The organism is Streptomyces sp. NPDC058086 (genome assembly GCF_042885015.1).
Lineage (GTDB): Bacteria > Actinomycetota > Actinomycetes > Streptomycetales > Streptomycetaceae > Streptomyces.
Window position 1 is genome coordinate 1 of record NZ_JBHVST010000149.1, and the last position, 18370, is coordinate 18370.

Sequence of the window (18370 nt, forward strand, 5' to 3'; positions counted from 1 at the left end):
CTCGTCCGACAGCGTCAACTCGGCCTTCGGCCGCCCCATCCGTGCCATACAGCAAGCCTATACATATGAACAGAATTCCCGACTCGGAAGACTAGTGCCGTGACCGGATAGGTTCACCGAGGTCTCGTGGTCTGCGGGTGCGTGAGTCACCGCTGCTCCCCGGTTTCGGCTGGTCGCAGGGCTGAACGACCTCGTTTGCATGGTTGTAATCAACTTGCTGCCCGCCCCGTCGGGCGGGCAGGGTCTGGATCATGCTTGATCTACGCACTTTGGAATCAGACGACTGGCCCCTTTGGCGGGAGTTGCGACTGGCCGCGCTTGCTGAGGCGCCCTACGCGTTCGGATCGACGTTGGCCCAGTGGCAGGGCTCCGGCGACCGAGAGGAACGCTGGCGTGCCCGTCTGTCGATACCTGGCGCGCACGATCTCGTCGCGCTCCTCGACGGCCTTCCGGTGGGCATGGCCAGCGGAGTGCCGGGCGAGGGAGCAGAGAACGTGGAGTTGATCTCGATGTGGGTCAACCCCACAGCTCGGGGCAAGGGCATGGGTGACTACCTGATCCAGGCGGTCGAGCGGTGGGCGGCGGAGCGCGGTGCCACGACCCTGCGGTTGTCCGTCATGCCGGACAACCGCAAGGCGACCGCGCTCTACGAGCGGCACGGTTTCACGGACACGGGTGAGCCCGGCGATCTTCTGCCCGATGGCGTTGGCAGGGAGCGGGTCATGGCGAAGAGCCTGGCCGCTGTCTGATCTCCACATCCGGGCACGGCGGGATCCCTCACTTGGTCAGGCTGCGGCGGCGAGGGGGCGTCCGCCCCAGCGAATGCCCTTCTCGCCACGGATGCGGGCGCGTTCGCGGCGCTGTGCCGCCAGGACGTGGGGGTGGCGGGGGTTCTGGTTGCGCCAGCGCAGATAGCGGTGCAACTGGCGGGTCTGGGCCCGTAATTCCCCACCCCTGCGATCACGACTCCCCATGGGGACGGCGAATCCGTCGGTGTGCACTCGGCAGGCGATGACCGGCCTCTACGCTGATCCGATGGGCCAGGTCGCCGCAGATCCGTACTGGAACACCAACGTTGCCCGGCACCCGGGCATCCTCCGGGCTGTTCCCGAGGGGTGCGGCGATGCTCTGGACGTTGGCTGCGGGGACGGGCTGCTGGCACGGAGGCTTGCCGGGCGGGCGAAACACGTCACCGGGATCGACAAGTCGCCGGACATGATCGCCTGCGCACGCGAGTCCTCTGCCGGCCACCCTCAACTCACCTTCGTCGAGGGAGACTTCCTCACGGCGGAACTTCCCGGTGCGCAGTACGGCTTCGTATGCTCGGTGACCACTGTCCATCACATGGACTTCGAGGCGGCCCTCGTCCGTATGCGTGAACTGCTGCGGCCTGGCGGCACGCTGGTGGTGGTCGGTCTGGCCCGTGAGGCGAGCGTGACGGAGTGGGCGGCGTTGATCGCGGCATCTCCGATCGTGCGGATCGCGAAGGTGCTGCGTCGCGCGCGTAGTCCGCAGGGTATGCCGGTCGCCGACCCGCAGATGAGCTATGGGCAGGTGCGGGCTGTTGCCCGGCGGCTACTGCCCGGCGTGCGCTACCGACGGCATGTGCTGCGCCGGTACTCGCTGACCTGGGAGAAACCCGCCCGCTGATCCGGCATCGATGGAGATTTTCACCATCTGAGGCGGTTTGGGCATGGTGGTTCCTCCTTATCGACCATGGGTAGCGCGGAGTCCGGGATCGAGGGCCCTGGTCGTAGCGGAGCTGTCCGTGTTCCTCGGCCCGTGCTTCGGCAGGCCGATGGGCAGCCCGGATGGCAAGGAGAACGTTCGTCGTGGTCGACATCACCGAGATCTACGTCCACTGGTACGCGGGGCGCTCGAAGAGCGCGCTGGCCGCGTCTTTGGGGTGGACCGCAAGAGGGTCAGGAAGTACCTGGCGCCGGCGGAGGCAGCCGGGATCACCCCGGGCGGACCGCCGATGAGCGAGGCCGACCGGGCCGGGCTGCGGCCCATGCCGATGACCTCTACGAGCTGGTCAGCGAGCGGCAGGGCCAGTCCCTGATCATCACCAGCAACCGGGCGTCCAGCGACTGGTATCCCCTCTTCCCCAACCCCGTCGTCGCCGAGTCCCTCCTGGACCGGCTCATCAACACCAGCCACCAGGTCATCATGAACGGCCCCAGCTACCGTCCGAACAAGCGCCCCAAGAACCCCACCGACAAGCCCGCCAAGCCCCCGGTGCGCTAACGCCCGGCCCCTTCCACGTTCCATTCCCGCGGCAGTTCCTCGTCACAGAAGACACAGACGAAGTCCTCCTCCCGAACGATGTTCAGCTGACCGCAGGCGAGACAGCGCCGGAACACCACCTCGTGGGTGAAGCCGGCAGGATGATCAATCCCGGCTGCGTTCAGAGCCTTCGCGACAGCCGGCCACGAGCTGATGTCCGGGCAGTATCCGGTCGACTGGTTACTCACCTCACCGACCACCCACTGCCCGGACTCCTCACGGAAGCTCATCTCTCCGGCACCCAGAACGGGGCCACCGCCAGCACACACCACGTGTTCGCTCCGGCGCGGCGCCAACCGCAGCACACCCGCCGAGTCGATGACGAACGTGAAAGGCTCGGCCAGCTCTACCTCTGTCAAATTCGAAGCCCAGTCGTCGAAGTCCGCCGCCGAGTGGATGCTTCGGCCCTCAGCCTCCGGCCGAACAAGGGCCCGCAGATCACGCGGTCCCACATACCGATAGCTCCACCCCAGCAAGTTCACGCTGGCCAACGTAATGCCCTCGCGAGGCCAGGGCCTGGGGAATTACGTGAACTCAGCCCTGGGGGAATTACGTGAACGTCCACAGCACCGCCAAGGTGCTACGGATGCACCTCTGTCGGATTAGGCGGCGATCGGTTTGCGGTAGCGGACGTACTCGTTCTGGCGCCGGAACCCTACGCTCTCGTAGAGGTCGTAGGACCGGTGCGGATTCGCGGTCCCGGTGTACAACCGGGCAGTCTCTGCACCGTGCTCGCGAAGACATCGCAACCCGTCCAGCAGCAGCGCCCGTCCAAGGCCCAGACGCCTCGACTGTGCCCGGACGCTCAATTCTTCGACTTCGCCCACAGTGGGGTCGTGCCGACGGATGGAACACAGGGCAACCCCGGCCATATTTTCCCCGTCCCAAGCAGCCCGCCAGCAGGTCGGGTCGGCCGTGGCGAGGAAGCTCTCGTACGTCCACCTCTCGGTGAAGGCGGCATCCGCATACGAATCGACGACCGTCCTCCAAGCCGCGCGGTAGCTGCTCGGATCGACCGCACCGACTCGGATGCCAGCCGGCAACGGCTTGCCGTCGGGGAGCTGTCGGAGATCGGCCAACTCCAGCTCTACCAGGCTGAAAACACGCCGGTATCCCGTTTCGAGCAGCAGCGCCGTTGCGTCCTGTCCAGAGGCCATGGCGTTCGCGCCGAACACAGCCGTCTGTGTGGTTCCATGCTGCTGCACGAGCTGGCGGATACGGCTTTCTGCCCAGCTGATCATGGCTGAGCCGATGCCCTGGCCGCGGTGCTCGGGCAGCAGGTAGCCGCGGTGCAGGTACAACCACGTCCCGTCCCGCTCCTGCCACCACCTGATCGTTGAGTAGCCGACGACGCCACCGTCGTGCTCCACCAAGACCTGGTTCTCGGATGGGTCGTCCAGCCTGGCGCAGGATTCGGCGATCTCGGCTGCCGTCGGGAGCCCCTCCACGACCGAGCGGGCGTCGAGCCGATCCCGCGGTGCACAGCCCAGCCGCACAGCGGCCATCGCGCCATGGTCGTCGTGGCCGCGATACGGCCGGAAGACGTAGCCAGGCAACCGTTCCCGCGATGCAGGGCCACTGCCGCCGTTCACGCCCACATCAAGACCCCCGTTACGTTGGATATGCGGTGTCATCGATCACGGAAGCGTAGGCCGTGCCGGTCACACGGCAGAACTCGTTTTCCGCAGCATGACCGTTCGCGGGGACTTGACGGACGAGACGTGGGACCGGCTGCAGCCGTTCCTGCCCATGAGCAACGGCCGGTGCAGCAGGTGGCGGGACCACCGCCAGGTGATCGACGGCCTGTATCGGGTACGGACCGGGGTGCAGTGGCGTGACCTGCCAGAACGCTTCGAACCGTGGAAAACGGTCTACGAACGGCACCGGCTGTGGTCTTTCTCGGCACCGTCACCGTCGCAGCTATCGTCGTCTGGCTCCGCGCGTGATCGCCCGGACAAGTCCTAGGCGGTCAGACCTCGATGTACGCGACGACCACGACGGTGCGCAGTGCGGTGACGAAGTACAGGACGCGGACGCGTTCGATCTCGTCTGCGTACTGGCGCAGTTCGGGGTGGGTGGTGTCGCCGGGGATCGCCTCGCCGATCTCGGGGTCGACGGAGATGGCGACCAGGGCGCGGTCCAGGGCGTGGATCTGGTGTTCGTCGGTGAGGTTCTCCAGCTGCTTCGCGGCTGAGTCGCTGAAGGCGATCTGAGCGCGGCGTCGTCCGGGCGTCAGGCAACGGCCGGGCGCTGGGCTGCCAGGCGGGCGAGGTAGGCCTCGCGCAGTTCCTCCCACGGCGTGCATTCCTCGACCGCCGGCAGTCCGTTGGCTGCGATGTCCTCGAGCGCGCTGGCGAACCGGTCGGCGTCGGCCCGGGTGCGGGCGGCATACGCGCGGACCGCTTCGGCGGCCGCGGGCTCCAACGGCTGGCGTGCGGCCGGTTCCTGACTCATGACGGTCTCCTGCGCATCGTGGTGAGGTCCACGGTAGTGCCGGCCAACGCGGACCGGGAGGTCTTCGAGCGATACCGGGTCGACAGGCTGCTTACTGAACGATCTGTGCAGACGGACCCGGGGACAGCCCTGGTGAGAGGCGGGCTGAGCCGATCGGCGTGACGATGGGGGCGGAGGTGTTTTCGCATGCCCACCGGTGACGTGCTCCTACTCGTCGATGAGAGTGGCCGGGTGATCGAGTGGGGGCGTCCGGCCGAGGAGCTGTTCGGTTGGTCCGCCGAAGAGGCCATCGGCCAGTCCGTGACCGCACTCATACGTGAGCTCGCCGCTGACGGCGATTGGCGGGGGAAGAAGTTCTCTGGCGCGGCCGGGGTACTGGTCAAGCCGGTGTTGCGGGGTACCTCCGTGGTGTGGCAGATGCTCGCAGCGGAGGACACCATGTCGGGGCAGGACGTGGCGATCTTGAAGGCTGCGTTCACCCATTCCCCGGTGGAACTGCACGTCCTCGACAATCAGCTGCGCGTGGTCCGCATGAGCACCGCCACCGGCGGGATGCCTGACACACCAGTGAGGCACCTGCTGGGCAAGCATTTCACCGAGGCGTGTGAACTCGCAGACTCCGAGGAAGAAACCGCTGTGGCGCAAAGGGTCCTGGAGACCGGAGAACCGGTCGTGGACCGGATCGTCCATTGCATCAAGGCACCAGGCCAGCCCGTGCGCCGTATCCAGTCCGTCTCCTACTTCCGTGTGGAGGACTCTCACGGCAATGTGGTCGGACTGGTGGCGTCCACGGTCGACGTCACCGAGCGAGAGCACGCACGGAACCGCCTGGCCCTCCTGGACACGGTCCGCACACGAGTGGGGCACCGGCTGAGCGTGATGGATGTCTGCTGGGAGCTGGTGGAGGCGGTAGTGCCCGCCTTCGCGGGCGTCGCCGACGTCGAGGTGATCGAAGACGTCGTCCGCGGAGAGGACCCTCCCCTGGTACCCGTCCACGGGGACGTTCCATTGCGCCGAGCAGCCTTCCAAGGCCGAATCGCGGGTCACCCGCTCGGAGCCGTGCGGCCCCTGCCGGTCGGCACCCCCTTCTCGGACGTCCTGTCCGACCTTCGGCCGCGCCTCGTGGCGATCGAGGAGGACAGCTCGTGGCTGGCCGCCGACCCGGCCCGAGCCGACGTCATCAGGCGATCCGGTGCCCACTCCCTGATCGTGGCACCACTGGCGTTGCGCGGTCATGCTCTGGGCGTGGTCAGCTTCTACCGCCACCAGCAGGAAGACCCCTTTGAAGAGGAGGATGTCGCGCTGGCGTCCGCGATGTGTACGCACGCTGCGCTCTGCATCGACAACGCCCGTCAGTTCATGCGCGAGTGGATCATCGCGCGCACCGTCCAGCGCAGGCTTCTCCCGCACCAACCGGCCACGCATGCCACCGTGGAGATCTGCCCACTGCACCTTCCCGCTCCGGAGGGTGGCGGCGCGTGGTCCGACGCGATCGCGCTGCCCGGTGCACGGACCGCGCTGATCGTCGGCGACGTGGCAGGGCAAGGCATCGCCGCAGCCATCGCGATGGGACTCCTGCGGACGGCCGTCCATACGCTCGCCGCCCTGGATCTGCAGCCCGACGAGCTGCTGGCCCGCCTCAGCGACACCGCAGCCCGTCTCGTGGCCGCGCGCGCAACGCTTCCTCCCATGGATCCCCTCAACCGCGAGCCGCTCACCGCCGGCTGCATCATCGCGATCTACGACCCGGTCGATCTGACCTGCACCATCGCCCGCGCCGGCCTCCCCGAACCGGTCGCGGTCCTTCCCGACGGCACCTCAGCCGGCTTGCCCGTCCCCCCAGGCCCCCAACTCGCCGAAACGGGCAACGCCCCATTTCCCGCGACCACCGTCAGCCTCCCCGAAGGAAGCACTCTGGCGATGGGCACGGCCACGCTCGCGGACGCGGTCCTGGCACCATCCGGTCCACTGCGCCCGCTCCTGAACGGCGCCGGCACAAGGCCTCTGCCGGACCTGTGCAACGACATCGCGCACGCGCTCACAGCCGGCCACCCGACCGGCGAGAGCCAGATGCTGCTCGCCCGCACGAAGGCGCTGCCCCAGGATCGGATACTGACCCTCGCTCTGCCTGCGGACCCCGAGGCCGCCCCGATCGCCCGCACAGCGGCCCGCCGCCAACTGGAAGCCTGGGGCGTGGACGAGGAAACGGCGTTCACCACCGAGCTCATCGTCAGCGAGCTCGTCGGCAACGCTGTCCGCTACGGCGCCCCGCCCCTGCGACTTCGCCTCGTCCTCGAGCGGATGCTGACCTGCGAGGTCAGCGACACCTCGGCCAGCGCTCCGCAGGTGAAACATGCCCGCACCATCGACGAGACAGGCCGAGGACTGTTCATCATCGCGAGCGTCGCGGAACAGTGGGGCACCCGCTACCAAGCCCAGGGAAAGACCGTCTGGGCAGAGCAACCGGTAGGGGTGTCAGCGGAGCGCCGGAACGGTGCCGGGCGTCCTGCGTGAGCGCGGCAGGGGCTGCCCGCCACGCCGAGCGACTCAGCGAAAAGACCGCAATACGATGGAAAAGGATCGTTTGGGCCATCGCTCGAGGAGTGTCAGGGAGCGACAGAGATGGACACCTGGGACGAATTCCTTCGCTGGGCCACCCCATCGGCACTTCTGACACCAGATGGCACCATCCACTCCCTCAACGCCCCGATGGCCGCGACGCTGGGCAGGCCGGCGCAGCAGTGCGTGGGTTATGACTTTCTCGACTTGCTGCCCGAAACCCAGCGGGCCTCGGCCGAAAGTCTGCTGATACACGGGGCCACGACGAAGACGGTCGCGATGCGTGTGCTGGAGTTCTCCGGACCGGACAGAGCGTCCGTGGTCAGCCTGATCGAGGCCCGGCCGGTGAAGGATCCCGCAAGTCGCGAGCGGCTGGTGTGGGTGCACTCGGTGGACGCGCGAAACGACCCGGGCGGCCTGCTGATCCCGTTCCGGCTGGCGGCCGCAGCCGCGGACCTCGGCCTGTGGATGTACGCACCCCGGACGCGCCGACTGGACTGGCTGGGTGGCGCACCCGCCCTGGCCTCGCTGTTCCCGCATTCCTCGACGTCCTTGGCCAGGGTGGTCCGGCGGGTTCACCTGGATGACCGGGAGGCCCTGAGACGGCTCGTGCGCTCGACCGCAGCCCAGTCCTCCTGGACCAGCCTGCGGTTCCGTACCGAGAACAACGGGTGGAACCACATCGCCTGCCAGACCCGTCGGATCCAGCTGGGCTATGGCGGCCCTGAACAGGTCTTCGGGGTGATCCGCGACGACACCCTGCTCGAGGCGGGCCGACAGGAAGCGCTGGCCACGCTCTGGGCCGAGCGGCAGCGTGCCGACGAGATCGCCGCCTTCTCCGCCGCCCTGATCACCGCCGCCACCGAGCAGGAACTCCAGCAGGTCGTCCTCACCCGGGTCGCCGCGACCTTCGGCGGCACCGGCGCCGTACTTACGCTCGTCGACGGTGAGACAGGGCGGCTGCATGCCTCCTCCGATGCCAGGATCGACCCGCGGCAGGTCAACGGCATGGAAGGCGTGTCTCTGGATGAGCCGCAACCGCTGACCTGTGCGATCCGAACCGGCACGGCGCACTTCATCTCCAACCACGAAGAACTCATACGCGACTGGCCGCAGACAGCCAGTGTTCCGTGGCTCGGCTCCTTCGTCGCCGTTTCGATCGCCCCTCTCAGTCCGGTCGGCGACCAGCCGCTCGGGGCCTGGGCGGTGACCTACGACAGCGAGCACCACTCGCCCCCGGACGAACGTGCCCTCATGAGTACTCTGGCCGACCTGGCAGGCCAGGCACTCAGACGCATCCGATTGCAGCAGGCCCGCGTCGAGCTCGCCGCGGCACTCCAGCAGAGCATGCTGCCCACGCTGCCCGAGCATCTTCCGGGCCTGGAGGTCGCCGCCCGCTACCGGCCAAGCCGCGACGGGCTCGACATCGGCGGGGACTGGTACGACGTCTTCGTGATGCCCGGCGGTGCGGTGGCCCTGGAGATCGGCGACAGCCAAGGGCACGACGTGGATGCCGCTGCCTTCATGGGACAGGTACGCACCTCCATCCGCGCGATCGCCCCACACGAACCGGAGCCGGCCACCGTGCTGACGCGCACCAACGAACTGCTCCTCACGATGAACGCCGCACGATTCGCCAGCTGCACCATGCTCTACATCGGTCCACGCGAAGGACAGGTCACCGGCACCAGCGCAGGCCATGTGCCGTTGCTCTGCGTACGCGAGGACGGCAGCAGCGACATCCGCGAGCTGCCGGGCGGTCCGGTGTTGGGAGTCCTGTCAGGCACCGACTACCGCGAGGAGACCTTCACGCTCGAGGAGGGCACCGCGCTGATCATGGTCACCGACGGTGTGGTCGAAGGACCGGGCCTCACACTGGACGACGGCCTGGAGCGGGCCGGAACACTGGCCGCCCAAGCCCTCCACGACGGGCTGAACGCCGAGGCAATCGCTGACCGAATCCTCGACGCCGCGGTCGCAGTGGACCACCTCGACGACGTGGCCGTGCTGGTCATCAGGCGCATATGACGACGCCCTTCGTGAAAGCAGTGCGTTCGAGCTCCAGTTCATAGCGCGGCAGCGTACGGCTACCGCGCGTTGCGGGCCGGACCTTTCCAGGTCATCGGTCGCCTTGGCTCTGACTGCGGCGGTGCCCGGCTACTGGCGGGTGAGCCCGGCGGGATCGATGTCGACGGGGAACGGTGCGTGGATCCGGGTGGTTGCTCCGGCGAGGGCGGGGGTGGTTTCCACGTACCGGCCTGCGTGCAGTTCGCTGACGATCAGGCGCGGTGCGGGGTCGAACTCCAGGCGCCAGAAGTGCGGGATGGCCGCCTCGGCGTAGAGCAGGGGCTTGAACTTGCGGTCCATGGTCTTGTTGCCCGGGGAGACGAGTTCGACCACGAGCTGGACAGCGTCGGCGTCCACGCTGACGGTGTCCTCGACGGTGGCGCCGGCGTCGGTGACCACCAGGTCGGGCACCACCAGGCCGGACGGCAGGGTCACGTTGATGGCTTCGAGGACTTCCACCGGTGCGCCGGCCGCGCGGGCCGCGGCGTCGAGGATGACGTGGAGCCGGAAGCTCGCCCGCTGGTGACGGACTCCAGGCGCGGGCGACATCACCAGGGACTCTCCCAGCAGCTCAAAACGGGTCGTACGGTCCTCGGGCAGCGCCAGGACGTCGGCGACGGTCCACGGACCGGTGTGGTCAGTGGCAACGCTCATTGCCTCCACCTCCTCTGCTGCGAACGCCACCTTCAGTGTGGCCTAGGCCGGCCACTGCTGTCCCCCGTCGCAGCACCGCGAGAGCCGCTCGCTGCGGCGAACCCGATGTTGCGGGGCAAGAGTATGACAGTCGTTATAGGAGACTGTAACCTGAAGCCGTCTATAACGACTGTCATAGGAGAGTGTCGTGACGATCATTACCGTGAACAGCCCCAAGAGTCGCCTGAGCCTGGAGCAGCGCCGCACGCTGGCCGAGGCGCTGACGGACGCGGTGCTCGTGCCCGAGGTGGGGCAGTTCGCTCCGCCCGCGCGGGTCGGGTTCCAGGTGCACTTCGTCGAGCGTGAGCCCGACATGATGGCGATCGGCGGACGGCTGCTCGAGGACATCGGCCCGGACGCCGACGTCATGGTGATCGACGTGGCGGTGATGGACGGGGACTGGCGCCAGGAGGTCAGGACCGCCGTCATCGAGCGCGTCCTGGCGGCGCTGGCCGACGCCTGCGGCCTCGCCGAGCCGTCGCCGACCTGGTGGGTCAACTTCCGCGTCATCGACGAGGGCAGCTGGGGCTCCAGCGGCGGCGTGCTGTCCGTCCTCTCCCTCCTCGACACCCGTGTGTTCACCGAGGAGAAGGTCAAGGCCATCCGCGCCGCGCTCGGCGCGTGACCCGGATGCTCGTGCGTCCGTCCTCATCGAGCAGGGCGGACGTACAGGCCGGAGCGCTCTGCGTGGTCGGCTCGACCATCCCCCTGTCCGGCGGCGCGGCCGAGACACAGGGCTCAGGACAAGCCGAGCGCAACGGGGCGTCGGCTGGCGACCCGTTCAGTCCTTGATCGCGGCGGCGATGAGGACCTGCAGCTGTTCCGCGGTGCGATCGAGCGGCGCAGTGCTGCGCTTGGCCCGGCACATGGCCACCGTGCCCTCGACGGCCGCGACGATGAGCGTCGCGAGCTGCGTGGCCTGCCCGGCTTCGGCGCCGTGCTCCCGCAGGGAGGCGGCCAGCAGGTCCTCCCACTGCTCGAAGACCTCGGCCGCGGCGGCCAGGGCGGGTGGAATCTCGTCCTCCGGTGGCTCCTCGATGGCCACCGCCAGGACGGGGCAGCCTGCGTGGAAGTCGCTCTCGACGACGATCTTCCGCCACAGCCCGAGGAACGCCCGCAGCCCCGCGGCCGGCCCCGCCTCCAGCTCCTTGCGCAGGCTTCCCGCGACCCACTCGCCGGTGAACCGGATGGCCTCCGCGGCCAGTTGCTGCTTGCCCTCGGGGAAGTAGTGGTACGTCGAGCCGAGCGGCGCCTTGGCGTGCTTGGCCATCTCCCGAATGCTCGTGGCGCTCAGCCCGCGCCGACTGATCATGTCGGCGACACCGGCCACGATCCGCTCCCGCGACGGCGCACCGCTCTTGACCATCTCGCACACCTCTCCGGTCTGGCTATAACAACCGTCATAGTCTACCGTGATCGATGTCTATAACACTCGTCATAGGAGCTGCCATGCCCATGATCCGGCTGACCGTGCCCGCCGGCGCCCTCACCGCTGAGGGCCGCACCAGCGCAGCAGCGCGACCTCGCGGCCGTGCTGCTGCGCTGGGAAGGCGCGCCCGACACCGCCTTCTTCCGCGCCCAGGCGTGGAGCTACCTGATCGAGCTGCTCGAAGGCGCCCAGACCACCGCCGAGGACGACGCGCCCCGCTTCCTCGTGGAGGTGACGGTGCCGCAGGGGGCGCTGTCCGAGCGGCGCAAGACCGGGCTGGTCGAGGACGCGACGAAGACGGTCCTGTCCGCCGCCGGCCTCGCCCCGGACGACGCGCTGCGGGTGTGGGTCCTCGTGCATGAGCAGCTGGACGACACCTGGGGCGCGGGCGGCTCCGTCATCCGCTACGCCGATCTCGTCGCCCTGGCGAAAGGGCAGCAGACCGATGCGTGAACTGACCTACGTCGCCCGGAACTCGGTCGAATGGCGCGAGGCCCCCGATCCCGAACTTCGGTCCGACCAGGAAGCGATCGTCGCCCCGGTGGCCGCGACCTCCTGCGACGTCGACACCGCGATCCTGGCCGGACACGGCTTCATCGACCCGCCGTTCGCCCTCGGCCACGAGTGCGTGGCCCGGGTCGTCGACGTCGGCGACGCCGTCACGACCGTGGCACCCGGCGACCTGGTGGTGGTGCCCTGGTCGATCAACTGCGGTACCTGCGACCACTGCCGCACCGGGCTGACCGCCCACTGCACCTCGATCCCGCACATGGCGATGTACGGAGCGCCGATCGGCGGCAACTGGGGCGGGCTCTTCTCCGACCTCGTCCACGTCCCGTACGCGGATGCCATGCTGGTCCCCCTGCCGGCCGGCCTCGACCCGGTCGCCATGGCCTCGGCCAGTGACAACTGGCCCCTGTCCTGGCGCCTGGTCGCACCCCACCTCAAGGCCCGCCCCGGCGCCCGGGTACTGGTCGTCGCCCGCGGCAGCATCGGCCTGTACGTCTGCGACATCGCCCGCGCTCTCGGCGCCTCCGACGTCCTGTACGTCGACCCCGACCTCGCACACCGCAAGCTCGCCGAGAGCTTCGGCGCCCGCACCGCCGAGACACTCGAACCGATCCGCCACGGCTTCGACCTCGCCGTCGAGGCCACCGGCCGCGTCGACCAGCTCACCCTCGCCCTCAAGTCCCTTGCCCCCGAAGGCATCTGCGAATCGGCCGGCAACCACTTCCGCCCCGGCGAACTGCCGCTCCTCGACATGTACCTCACCGGCGTCACCCTGCGCACCGCCCGCGACAACGTCCGCCACCACCTCCCCAACGCCCTCAACCTTGCCGCCTCCGGCACCGTCGCACCCGAACGCGTCGTCTCCCACGTCCTCGACTGGGAACAACTCCCCGACGCCCTGCCCGAGAAACACCTCAAGCCAGTCTTCGTCCGCGACACCGCCCTCCCCCAGATCGCATCCTGACCAACGGCACCGCAGCCCGCGACCCCCGCACACAGAGACACCTGATGACCTCGCCCCTCACCACCCCAAGCACCACTCCACACGATCCGGCAGGCAAGGACCTCGCACGCCAACGGGAGGCAATCGCCACCCTCGGCCACGAACTGCGACTGCTCGTCGACGCCACCGTCCGCACCACCGCTTCCCCGGAAACCCTCCACCGCATGGCAGACGGCGACGGCATCTTCATCTCGCCAGCCCCTGAAGTCGCCCGCTTCCTCTTTCCGGCTCTCAGGACGCGATGAGCCGCCGTCCGGTGAGGCGCCGGGCAGCACCGGAATGATGGCCAGTGGCTCCCTATGAACTCAACACGCTGGACTTGACAGGGAACAGATCTTGTCTCGTGGTGTCGTTCGTCGTGGGCCGTACTTTGCGGGCTGGCGGCGGTCGGCTGGGGGTCGCGGCGGATCGCTGAGCGGTTGGGCAGGCCGGTGACGACGGTGCGGGGCTGGCTGCGGCGCTGGTCACGCCGGGCCGGGCAGGCGGCGGCGGTGTTCACCGCCTGGCTGGTCGCGCTGGCCGACGACCCGGCGACGATGCTGCCCGCTCCCGCGGGCGCCTGCAGCCGGGGTGGTCTCCCGCTCACCGAACGTCATGAACCAGGTGGTCCACGCGACAAGGGCTGTGCCCAGGCCTACGAGCGTCACGCGCAGCGCGCGGATCGCACGATGCGCATGGACGCCCACCGTGCCCGGCGCAGACCCCAGCACCTGGGCCGCTTCCGCTTGGGTCATCCCCAGTTCCCTCAGCAGCATCACCCTGCGCTGCTGCAGCGGCAGGTCACTCAGTGCCTCGTCGATTACGTGCCGCAGCTCGGCCTCGGCGACGGAGTGGACTGCCGGTTCGTTCTCCAGGCGCACGTCCGCGTCGAGCGAGGCGTAGCCCATGCCCTTGGCGTGGCGCTCCGCCGCCCGCTTGATCTCGTTGCCCATGCATGCGTAGACGTACGCGCGTACGTTGTCGATCGGCTCGGCGATGGCCAGCACGGACTTGAGGGCGTTCTGCACAACGTCCTGCGGATCCGCCGACGACTGCGGCACCCCGCGGTCGCGCAGCCGGCTCCCTGCGTAGCGGACCAGCTTGCCGTACCGCTCCTCGACCAGAGCCCCCAGCGCCTCGGCGTGCCGCGACCGCAGCCGCCCCTTCTGATCAGTCACGTCGCCCCCGCTTACCCGTCCGGCGCCCCTTGCCCGCCCACACGTCCGACTTCCCCGTCGCCCGCATCATCTCGGCCTTGCCCGCCGCGCGGTTGCGGAACGCGAAGCTCTTCAGCACGCTCTTCAACGACGGCGCGAAGAGCAGTACCAGAAACACAAGGACCTCAACACCCGTCAACTCCACCGGACCTCCTTCGCTCCGCGGCCCAGCGCCTCACGGTGAAGCAGCGGCCGTACGCACGCTGAGAGGCATACGGCCGCCGGATTCTTTACACAGACTTCTAGATCCTTCGGTCGGCGTCTTGGCGCACGGCGAGACCTGACCGTCCCGACGCGTGCGTTCCGGTGATGGGGTTCCGTAATTTCAAGGCTCTGTCCGCAGTTCCGTGAAACGGGTACCGGCAGGGTGGCCAGGATCGATTGTCATCGGCTCGTGGCAGAGTGCGCGGTCATGGAGATCGACACGTTCTGGGACGTCATCGAAGCCGCGCAAGCCGGGGCTGCCACAACGGGCGAGCCATTTGACGAGGTTCTCGTCAAGCAGCTCGCAGAGAGACCGCGGCAGGAGATCCTGGAGTATGCGGAACGCTTCGATGAGTTGCATGACGCCCTGTATCGCTGGGATGTGTGGGCGGCTGCTTACCTCATCGGGGGCGGGTGCTCCGACGACAGTTTCATGGACTTTCGCGCCGGTGTGATCGCCTTGGGCTGTCAGTGGTACCAGCGCGTGGCCGCTGACCCCGACAGCCTCGCTGCGCACCCTGATGTCGTTCAGGCGGCGAACGTCCAGGACCGTTCCGAGGTGCTGTTCTACGAGGACGTGAGCTATGCAGCCAGCGGGGCGTTCGAACGGATCACGGGTGATGCGGATGCCTTCTACGAAGCCCGGCGCAGTTTCCGCGGGGCTGACACAGAGAGCGACAACACGGTTGATATGGGCGAGGATTTCGACTTCGACGACGACAGGGAGATGAGCCGTCGGCTTCCCCGTCTGGCCGCCCTGTTCCTTGGCACAAGCCCCTGAAAAAGGGGCTCCAGCCGTTCCGTGATGCTCATGGCTGGGTGAGGATGCGGGCTCGGAGGAGTTCGAACGAGGCCCTGCCGTACATGGCTCGTTTGAGTGTTTTCACGCGGTTCACGTGTCCTTCGACCACACCGGAGCTCCACCGGAGGGTGAGTCCGGCGGTCACTGCGTCGAGGTCCTGGCGGAGGAAGCCGGCGAAGCCCTTCATGGGCTTCGGCGCGTCCTGCTCGGCCTGCCGGATCCACGCCAGCAACAGATATCCGCGCTGGTGACGGACCAGATCGGCGAACGCCCGAGCAAGATCGCAGGCCCGGGTGATGTCCGGGCAAGCGAGCCGGACTTGGAGGAGTCGATCGCCATCACCTGTCGACGGCGGACGTCGTTTCACAAGAGATCGCGTACTGGGACCGAACCTGATGCGCGACGGCTTTACGAAGGTAGAGAAGATGACCACGCTGACCCACCACATCGACCACGAACTCATCCAGGCCGCGGCCCACGTCGCGCGCACTCGCTGTCGGGGCGACAACCACACCATGGCGGCCGCAGCCCGTGCCCAGGACGGCCGGATCGTCACCGCAGTGAACGCCTACCACTTCACCGGCGGCCCCTGCGCCGAGCTGGTTCTCCTCGGCGCGGCAGCCGCCCAGGGCGCCTACGAGCTGGACACGATCGTCGCCGTGGGCGACCGCGACCGGGGGGTCGTTCCTCCGTGTGGACGGTGTCGCCAGGTCCTTGTCGACTACTTCCCGGCCCTGAAGGTCATCGTAGGGGCAGCTGACCGCCTCCGGACCGTCTCCATCACCGACCTGCTTCCCGAAAGCTACATCTGGGCCGACCACCAGCTCGACACTGAGCAAACCGAACCACTCAGCACGAGCTGACACCGCCAGACATAAACAGGGCGAACGTCGCCTGACGCGGCACTAGGGCCTGTGTGACGTCGTGATCAATCTTGCCGATCCGGATCCGCCTGGAAGGCGGATCCGGTAGGAAGACGATCGTGACGCGCAGGCAACTCACCGACAAGCAATGGAAGTTGATCGAGCCGTTCCTGCCGATAGGCGAGTACGGCCCGTACCCCGAGCGGCTGCGGGAGCAGTTCGAGGGGGTGATCTGGCGGTTCCGCACCAGCAGTCAGTGGCGGGAGATGCCGGGTGAGTTCGGCCCGTGGCCGACGGTCTACGGCCGCTTCCGGGTCTGGAGGGACGCCGGCGTCTTCACCGCACTGCTGGACGGCGTGATCGCCGAGTCCGCCCGCCAGGGGAAGACGGACGTGTCCCTGGTCAGCGTGGACTCCACCACCGCCCGCGCCCACCACGACGCTGCCGGGATGTGCATGGACAAGGAGGTCATGGACGCCCTTGAGGAAGCCGCCGCCGACCAGGAACGGGCCCGGCAAAAAGGGGCGGCCCGCCAGAACAGAACGGACAGGACGGAAGTGAGGACCCCGAGCGGGAAGAGCGGCGGCACATCAGGCGACGGCGCAAGCTCCGCTTGAAGGAAGCTCTGCTCGGCAGGTCCCGTGGCGGGCTGACGAGCAAGGTTCATCTCGCCGCGGACCGCAAGTGCCGTCCGTTGTCGCTCGTCCTGACCGCAGGACAGGCCGCCGACAGCCCGCAGTTCGTCCCCGTGCTGGAGAAGGTGCGGGTCCGTCTGCCTGCCGGCCGTCCCCGCACGCGGCCTGGCGCTGTCGCCGCGGACAGGGCCTACTCATCCCGCGCTAACCGTTCTTACCTGCGGAAACGCAACATCAAGGCAGTCATCCCGGAGAAGAAGGACCAGGCCGCCAACCGGAAGAAGAAGGGCAGCCGGGGCGGCCGACCCGTCAGCCACGACGCCGATCTCTACAAGGAGCGGAACACCGTCGAGCGACTCATCAACAAGCTGAAGGCCTGGCGGGGCATCGCGACTCGGTACGACAAAACACCCGAGAGCTATCTCGCCGGCCTCCACCTCCGCGCCTCGATGATCTGGATCAACGACCTCCTGAAGGCAACCGATTGATCACAACGTCACACAGGACCTAGTTCCGGATCGAGTTCGTGCAGGAACCACAACAGCCGGTTGGTCACCTTGGTGCGCTGCTGCACCAGCTGGGAGCGGTAGTCCGCCAGGAGTTTGACCTCACGGGCGGGGCCGTCGAGGGCGGCGCGCGGCAGGTCGGGCTCCCGCAAGGCGGCTCGGGCCACTGCCTCGGCATCGATCGGGTCGGACTTGCTGCGCTCGCGCGCCGAACGGCGGGCCCCGGCCATCAGCCGGGTGTGGACGCGGACGACCTGGTGACCCGCGGTCAGCAGGTCGGCTTCGAAGCGACGGGTGAGATGCCGGCAATCCTCGACTGCAACCAGGACCTGTGGTCCGTACCGGCCGATCCACAACAGAGCCCGGCCGTGCCCGGCTGCGGTGGCCGGGACCGTCAGCTCATCTTGGAAGCGGCCCAGTTCATCAACCGCGACCAGGGTGTGCGTCCGCTTGTGTCCGTCTACACCGATGACTGTCATCGCACCCTCCCAGCAGACTGTCCGGGGACAGACCCTCCACGGGGGCACGCCTCAATCGGGCCGCACGGCAGATTCCTATCAAGCCACACCACAGAGGGCACCGAGCCGACGGGGCGGCACATCGGAGACAAGCCACCGCATACGGGGCAGCAAAATAGCGAGCCAACCCCGCCGACTCCACCAGAGTGCCACCGCGACGGGCCTCCGGCACGGCTCACACTGCCATTGAGGCGAAATACTGGGCCACCCGGCGCAGGATCTCCCGCTCGAGTTCCCACTCCTTCTCGGCCTTGCGTAACCGGCCGAGTTCGGCCCGGAGCCTCGCCAGTTCCTCGTCCCGATCCTCTGCCGCCTCGTCACCACGGACCTGCCCACGGCCGGCGACCTCGTCGGCCTGCCGGACCCAACTGCGCAGCGTCTCGCCGGTCACCCCGACGTCCGCGGCGACCGCGGCATACGTCCGCTTCCCGCCCCCACGCGGTACAACGCCACCGCGTCGTTCCTGAACTCCACCGGATATGGAGACTTCCGTCCCACCAGGACACCCTTCCTCGGACCTACAAGATCCATTGTCAGAGTGTCCACACCACGGACTCTGCTGGTCTTTTCACGGAGAGTCTTGCGTGATCTTCGTGAGGACGGGACGGTGAGGGCGGATAGGCGTTCGCGGGGATCCGGTGGGGG

20 protein-coding genes and 5 pseudogenes are annotated in these 18370 nt (G+C 68.0%); 13 read left to right on the plus strand and 12 right to left on the minus strand.

Annotated features, from left to right (window positions below; all coding sequences use genetic code 11):
• Window positions 1-251: 251 nt before the first annotated feature.
• The gene (locus ACFVWD_RS52455; protein WP_389605789.1) at window positions 252-749 is read left to right on the plus strand and encodes a GNAT family N-acetyltransferase; all 498 of its coding nucleotides are present in this window, start codon (window positions 252-254) and stop codon (window positions 747-749) included.
• 36 nt (window positions 750-785) lie between these two features.
• Here the strand turns inward: ACFVWD_RS52455 and ACFVWD_RS52460 are convergent.
• Window positions 786-935 (minus strand): annotated as a pseudogene (locus ACFVWD_RS52460) (IS630 family transposase); the annotation flags it as partial.
• Between the two features lie 100 nt (window positions 936-1035).
• Between ACFVWD_RS52460 and ACFVWD_RS52465 the strand changes: the two are divergent.
• Together ACFVWD_RS52465 and ACFVWD_RS52470 are read left to right on the plus strand one after the other, a co-directional pair.
• The gene (locus ACFVWD_RS52465) at window positions 1036-1650 is read left to right on the plus strand and encodes a class I SAM-dependent methyltransferase (protein ID WP_389605791.1); all 615 of its coding nucleotides are present in this window, start codon (window positions 1036-1038) and stop codon (window positions 1648-1650) included.
• A gap of 66 nt (window positions 1651-1716) precedes the next feature.
• A complete protein-coding gene (locus tag ACFVWD_RS52470; RefSeq protein ID WP_389605793.1) occupies window positions 1717-2247 on the plus strand; it encodes an ATP-binding protein in 531 nt (176 codons plus the stop codon).
• Here the strand turns inward: ACFVWD_RS52470 and ACFVWD_RS52475 are convergent.
• Together ACFVWD_RS52475 and ACFVWD_RS52480 are read right to left on the minus strand one after the other, a co-directional pair.
• The gene (locus tag ACFVWD_RS52475; protein WP_389605794.1) at window positions 2244-2768 is read right to left on the minus strand and encodes a hypothetical protein; all 525 of its coding nucleotides are present in this window, start codon (window positions 2766-2768) and stop codon (window positions 2244-2246) included. The genes ACFVWD_RS52470 and ACFVWD_RS52475 overlap by 4 nt on opposite strands.
• Before the next feature lie 120 nt (window positions 2769-2888).
• Entirely contained in the window at window positions 2889-3884 is a 996-nt protein-coding gene (locus ACFVWD_RS52480) for a GNAT family N-acetyltransferase (RefSeq protein ID WP_389605818.1), read from the minus strand.
• Window positions 3885-3975: 91 nt separating this feature from the next.
• Here ACFVWD_RS52480 and ACFVWD_RS52485 point away from each other — a divergent pair.
• Window positions 3976-4182: pseudogene (locus ACFVWD_RS52485) on the plus strand (transposase); the annotation flags it as partial.
• 73 nt (window positions 4183-4255) lie between these two features.
• Here the strand turns inward: ACFVWD_RS52485 and ACFVWD_RS52490 are convergent.
• Both ACFVWD_RS52490 and ACFVWD_RS52495 read right to left on the minus strand, forming a co-directional pair.
• Complete coding sequence (locus ACFVWD_RS52490) at window positions 4256-4522, minus strand: hypothetical protein (RefSeq protein ID WP_389605820.1); 267 nt, start codon at window positions 4520-4522, stop codon at window positions 4256-4258.
• Window positions 4519-4740: a hypothetical protein gene (locus ACFVWD_RS52495; protein WP_389605796.1), complete on the minus strand. Its 222-nt coding sequence runs from the start codon at window positions 4738-4740 to the stop codon at window positions 4519-4521. Before ACFVWD_RS52495 ends, ACFVWD_RS52490 begins: the two co-directional genes overlap by 4 nt.
• Before the next feature lie 186 nt (window positions 4741-4926).
• Between ACFVWD_RS52495 and ACFVWD_RS52500 the strand changes: the two genes are divergently transcribed.
• Window positions 4927-7254, plus strand: a complete 2328-nt coding sequence (locus ACFVWD_RS52500) for a SpoIIE family protein phosphatase (RefSeq protein WP_389605798.1) — start codon at window positions 4927-4929, stop codon at window positions 7252-7254.
• A gap of 108 nt (window positions 7255-7362) precedes the next feature.
• A complete protein-coding gene (locus tag ACFVWD_RS52505; protein WP_389605799.1) occupies window positions 7363-9327 on the plus strand; it encodes a SpoIIE family protein phosphatase in 1965 nt (654 codons plus the stop codon).
• A 129-nt stretch (window positions 9328-9456) separates the two neighbouring features.
• On the opposite strand, the gene ACFVWD_RS52510 is transcribed toward ACFVWD_RS52505, so the two are convergent.
• Window positions 9457-10020 carry a Uma2 family endonuclease gene (locus ACFVWD_RS52510; RefSeq protein WP_389605801.1) on the minus strand — a complete coding sequence of 188 codons (564 nt, stop codon included), beginning with the start codon at window positions 10018-10020 and terminating at the stop codon, window positions 9457-9459.
• 187 nt (window positions 10021-10207) lie between these two features.
• Here ACFVWD_RS52510 and ACFVWD_RS52515 point away from each other — a divergent pair, with 187 nt between their 5' ends.
• Window positions 10208-10684: a 4-oxalocrotonate tautomerase family protein gene (locus ACFVWD_RS52515; protein WP_389605802.1), complete on the plus strand. Its 477-nt coding sequence runs from the start codon at window positions 10208-10210 to the stop codon at window positions 10682-10684.
• A 156-nt stretch (window positions 10685-10840) separates the two neighbouring features.
• Here the strand turns inward: ACFVWD_RS52515 and ACFVWD_RS52520 are convergent, their stop codons facing one another.
• On the minus strand, window positions 10841-11425 hold the full coding sequence (locus tag ACFVWD_RS52520) for a TetR/AcrR family transcriptional regulator (protein WP_389605804.1): 585 nt from the start codon (window positions 11423-11425) through the stop codon (window positions 10841-10843).
• Window positions 11426-11508: 83 nt separating this feature from the next.
• Here ACFVWD_RS52520 and ACFVWD_RS52525 point away from each other — a divergent pair.
• The 3 genes and pseudogenes from ACFVWD_RS52525 (at window position 11509) to ACFVWD_RS52535 (ending at window position 13246) form a co-directional block, all read left to right on the plus strand.
• A pseudogene (locus ACFVWD_RS52525) lies at window positions 11509-11941 on the plus strand (4-oxalocrotonate tautomerase family protein).
• Window positions 11934-12962, plus strand: a complete 1029-nt coding sequence (locus ACFVWD_RS52530; protein WP_389605805.1) for a zinc-binding dehydrogenase — start codon at window positions 11934-11936, stop codon at window positions 12960-12962. The pseudogene ACFVWD_RS52525 and the gene ACFVWD_RS52530 overlap by 8 nt, the downstream one beginning before the upstream one ends.
• Before the next feature lie 44 nt (window positions 12963-13006).
• Window positions 13007-13246, plus strand: a complete 240-nt coding sequence (locus ACFVWD_RS52535) for a hypothetical protein (RefSeq protein WP_389605807.1) — start codon at window positions 13007-13009, stop codon at window positions 13244-13246.
• Window positions 13247-13465: 219 nt separating this feature from the next.
• On the opposite strand, the gene ACFVWD_RS52540 is transcribed toward ACFVWD_RS52535, so the two are convergent.
• Window positions 13466-14158, minus strand: coding sequence for an RNA polymerase sigma factor (locus ACFVWD_RS52540; RefSeq protein ID WP_389605808.1), 693 nt, complete (start codon window positions 14156-14158; stop codon window positions 13466-13468).
• A complete protein-coding gene (locus tag ACFVWD_RS52545; protein WP_389605810.1) occupies window positions 14151-14342 on the minus strand; it encodes a hypothetical protein in 192 nt (63 codons plus the stop codon). The genes ACFVWD_RS52540 and ACFVWD_RS52545 overlap by 8 nt, the downstream gene beginning before the upstream one ends.
• A gap of 267 nt (window positions 14343-14609) precedes the next feature.
• Between ACFVWD_RS52545 and ACFVWD_RS52550 the strand changes: the two genes are divergently transcribed.
• Window positions 14610-15182 carry a DUF4240 domain-containing protein gene (locus ACFVWD_RS52550; RefSeq protein WP_389605811.1) on the plus strand — a complete coding sequence of 191 codons (573 nt, stop codon included), beginning with the start codon at window positions 14610-14612 and terminating at the stop codon, window positions 15180-15182.
• 28 nt (window positions 15183-15210) lie between these two features.
• Here ACFVWD_RS52550 and ACFVWD_RS52555 read toward each other — a convergent pair whose 3' ends face one another.
• Window positions 15211-15636, minus strand: a complete 426-nt coding sequence (locus ACFVWD_RS52555; RefSeq protein WP_389605813.1) for a transposase — start codon at window positions 15634-15636, stop codon at window positions 15211-15213.
• On the opposite strand from ACFVWD_RS52555, the gene ACFVWD_RS52560 reads away from it, so the two are divergent.
• Both ACFVWD_RS52560 and ACFVWD_RS52565 read left to right on the plus strand, forming a co-directional pair.
• The gene (locus tag ACFVWD_RS52560) at window positions 15629-16066 is read left to right on the plus strand and encodes a cytidine deaminase (protein WP_389605815.1); all 438 of its coding nucleotides are present in this window, start codon (window positions 15629-15631) and stop codon (window positions 16064-16066) included. The genes ACFVWD_RS52555 and ACFVWD_RS52560 overlap by 8 nt on opposite strands.
• Before the next feature lie 119 nt (window positions 16067-16185).
• A pseudogene (locus ACFVWD_RS52565) lies at window positions 16186-17189 on the plus strand (IS5 family transposase).
• Window positions 17190-17197: 8 nt separating this feature from the next.
• Here the strand turns inward: ACFVWD_RS52565 and ACFVWD_RS52570 are convergent.
• Entirely contained in the window at window positions 17198-17686 is a 489-nt protein-coding gene (locus tag ACFVWD_RS52570) for a transposase (protein WP_389605817.1), read from the minus strand.
• Between the two features lie 215 nt (window positions 17687-17901).
• A pseudogene (locus tag ACFVWD_RS52575) lies at window positions 17902-18223 on the minus strand (transposase); the annotation flags it as partial.
• Window positions 18224-18370 lie beyond the last annotated feature (147 nt).

Bases quoted from the DNA above. Each gene is read 5' to 3' on its own strand.
- ACFVWD_RS52455 (WP_389605789.1), top strand. From the start codon at position 252: ATGCTTGATCTACGCACTTTGGAATCAGACGACTGGCCCCTTTGGCGG.
- ACFVWD_RS52465 (WP_389605791.1), top strand. From the start codon at position 1,036: ATGGGCCAGGTCGCCGCAGATCCGTACTGGAACACCAACGTTGCCCGG.
- ACFVWD_RS52470 (WP_389605793.1), top strand. From the start codon at position 1,717: ATGGGTAGCGCGGAGTCCGGGATCGAGGGCCCTGGTCGTAGCGGAGCT.
- ACFVWD_RS52495 (WP_389605796.1), bottom strand. From the start codon at position 4,740: ATGAGTCAGGAACCGGCCGCACGCCAGCCGTTGGAGCCCGCGGCCGCC.
- ACFVWD_RS52500 (WP_389605798.1), top strand. From the start codon at position 4,927: ATGCCCACCGGTGACGTGCTCCTACTCGTCGATGAGAGTGGCCGGGTG.
- ACFVWD_RS52505 (WP_389605799.1), top strand. From the start codon at position 7,363: ATGGACACCTGGGACGAATTCCTTCGCTGGGCCACCCCATCGGCACTT.
- ACFVWD_RS52510 (WP_389605801.1), bottom strand. From the start codon at position 10,020: ATGAGCGTTGCCACTGACCACACCGGTCCGTGGACCGTCGCCGACGTC.
- ACFVWD_RS52520 (WP_389605804.1), bottom strand. From the start codon at position 11,425: ATGGTCAAGAGCGGTGCGCCGTCGCGGGAGCGGATCGTGGCCGGTGTC.
- ACFVWD_RS52530 (WP_389605805.1), top strand. From the start codon at position 11,934: ATGCGTGAACTGACCTACGTCGCCCGGAACTCGGTCGAATGGCGCGAG.
- ACFVWD_RS52535 (WP_389605807.1), top strand. From the start codon at position 13,007: ATGACCTCGCCCCTCACCACCCCAAGCACCACTCCACACGATCCGGCA.
- ACFVWD_RS52550 (WP_389605811.1), top strand. From the start codon at position 14,610: ATGGAGATCGACACGTTCTGGGACGTCATCGAAGCCGCGCAAGCCGGG.
- ACFVWD_RS52560 (WP_389605815.1), top strand. From the start codon at position 15,629: ATGACCACGCTGACCCACCACATCGACCACGAACTCATCCAGGCCGCG.
- ACFVWD_RS52570 (WP_389605817.1), bottom strand. From the start codon at position 17,686: ATGACAGTCATCGGTGTAGACGGACACAAGCGGACGCACACCCTGGTC.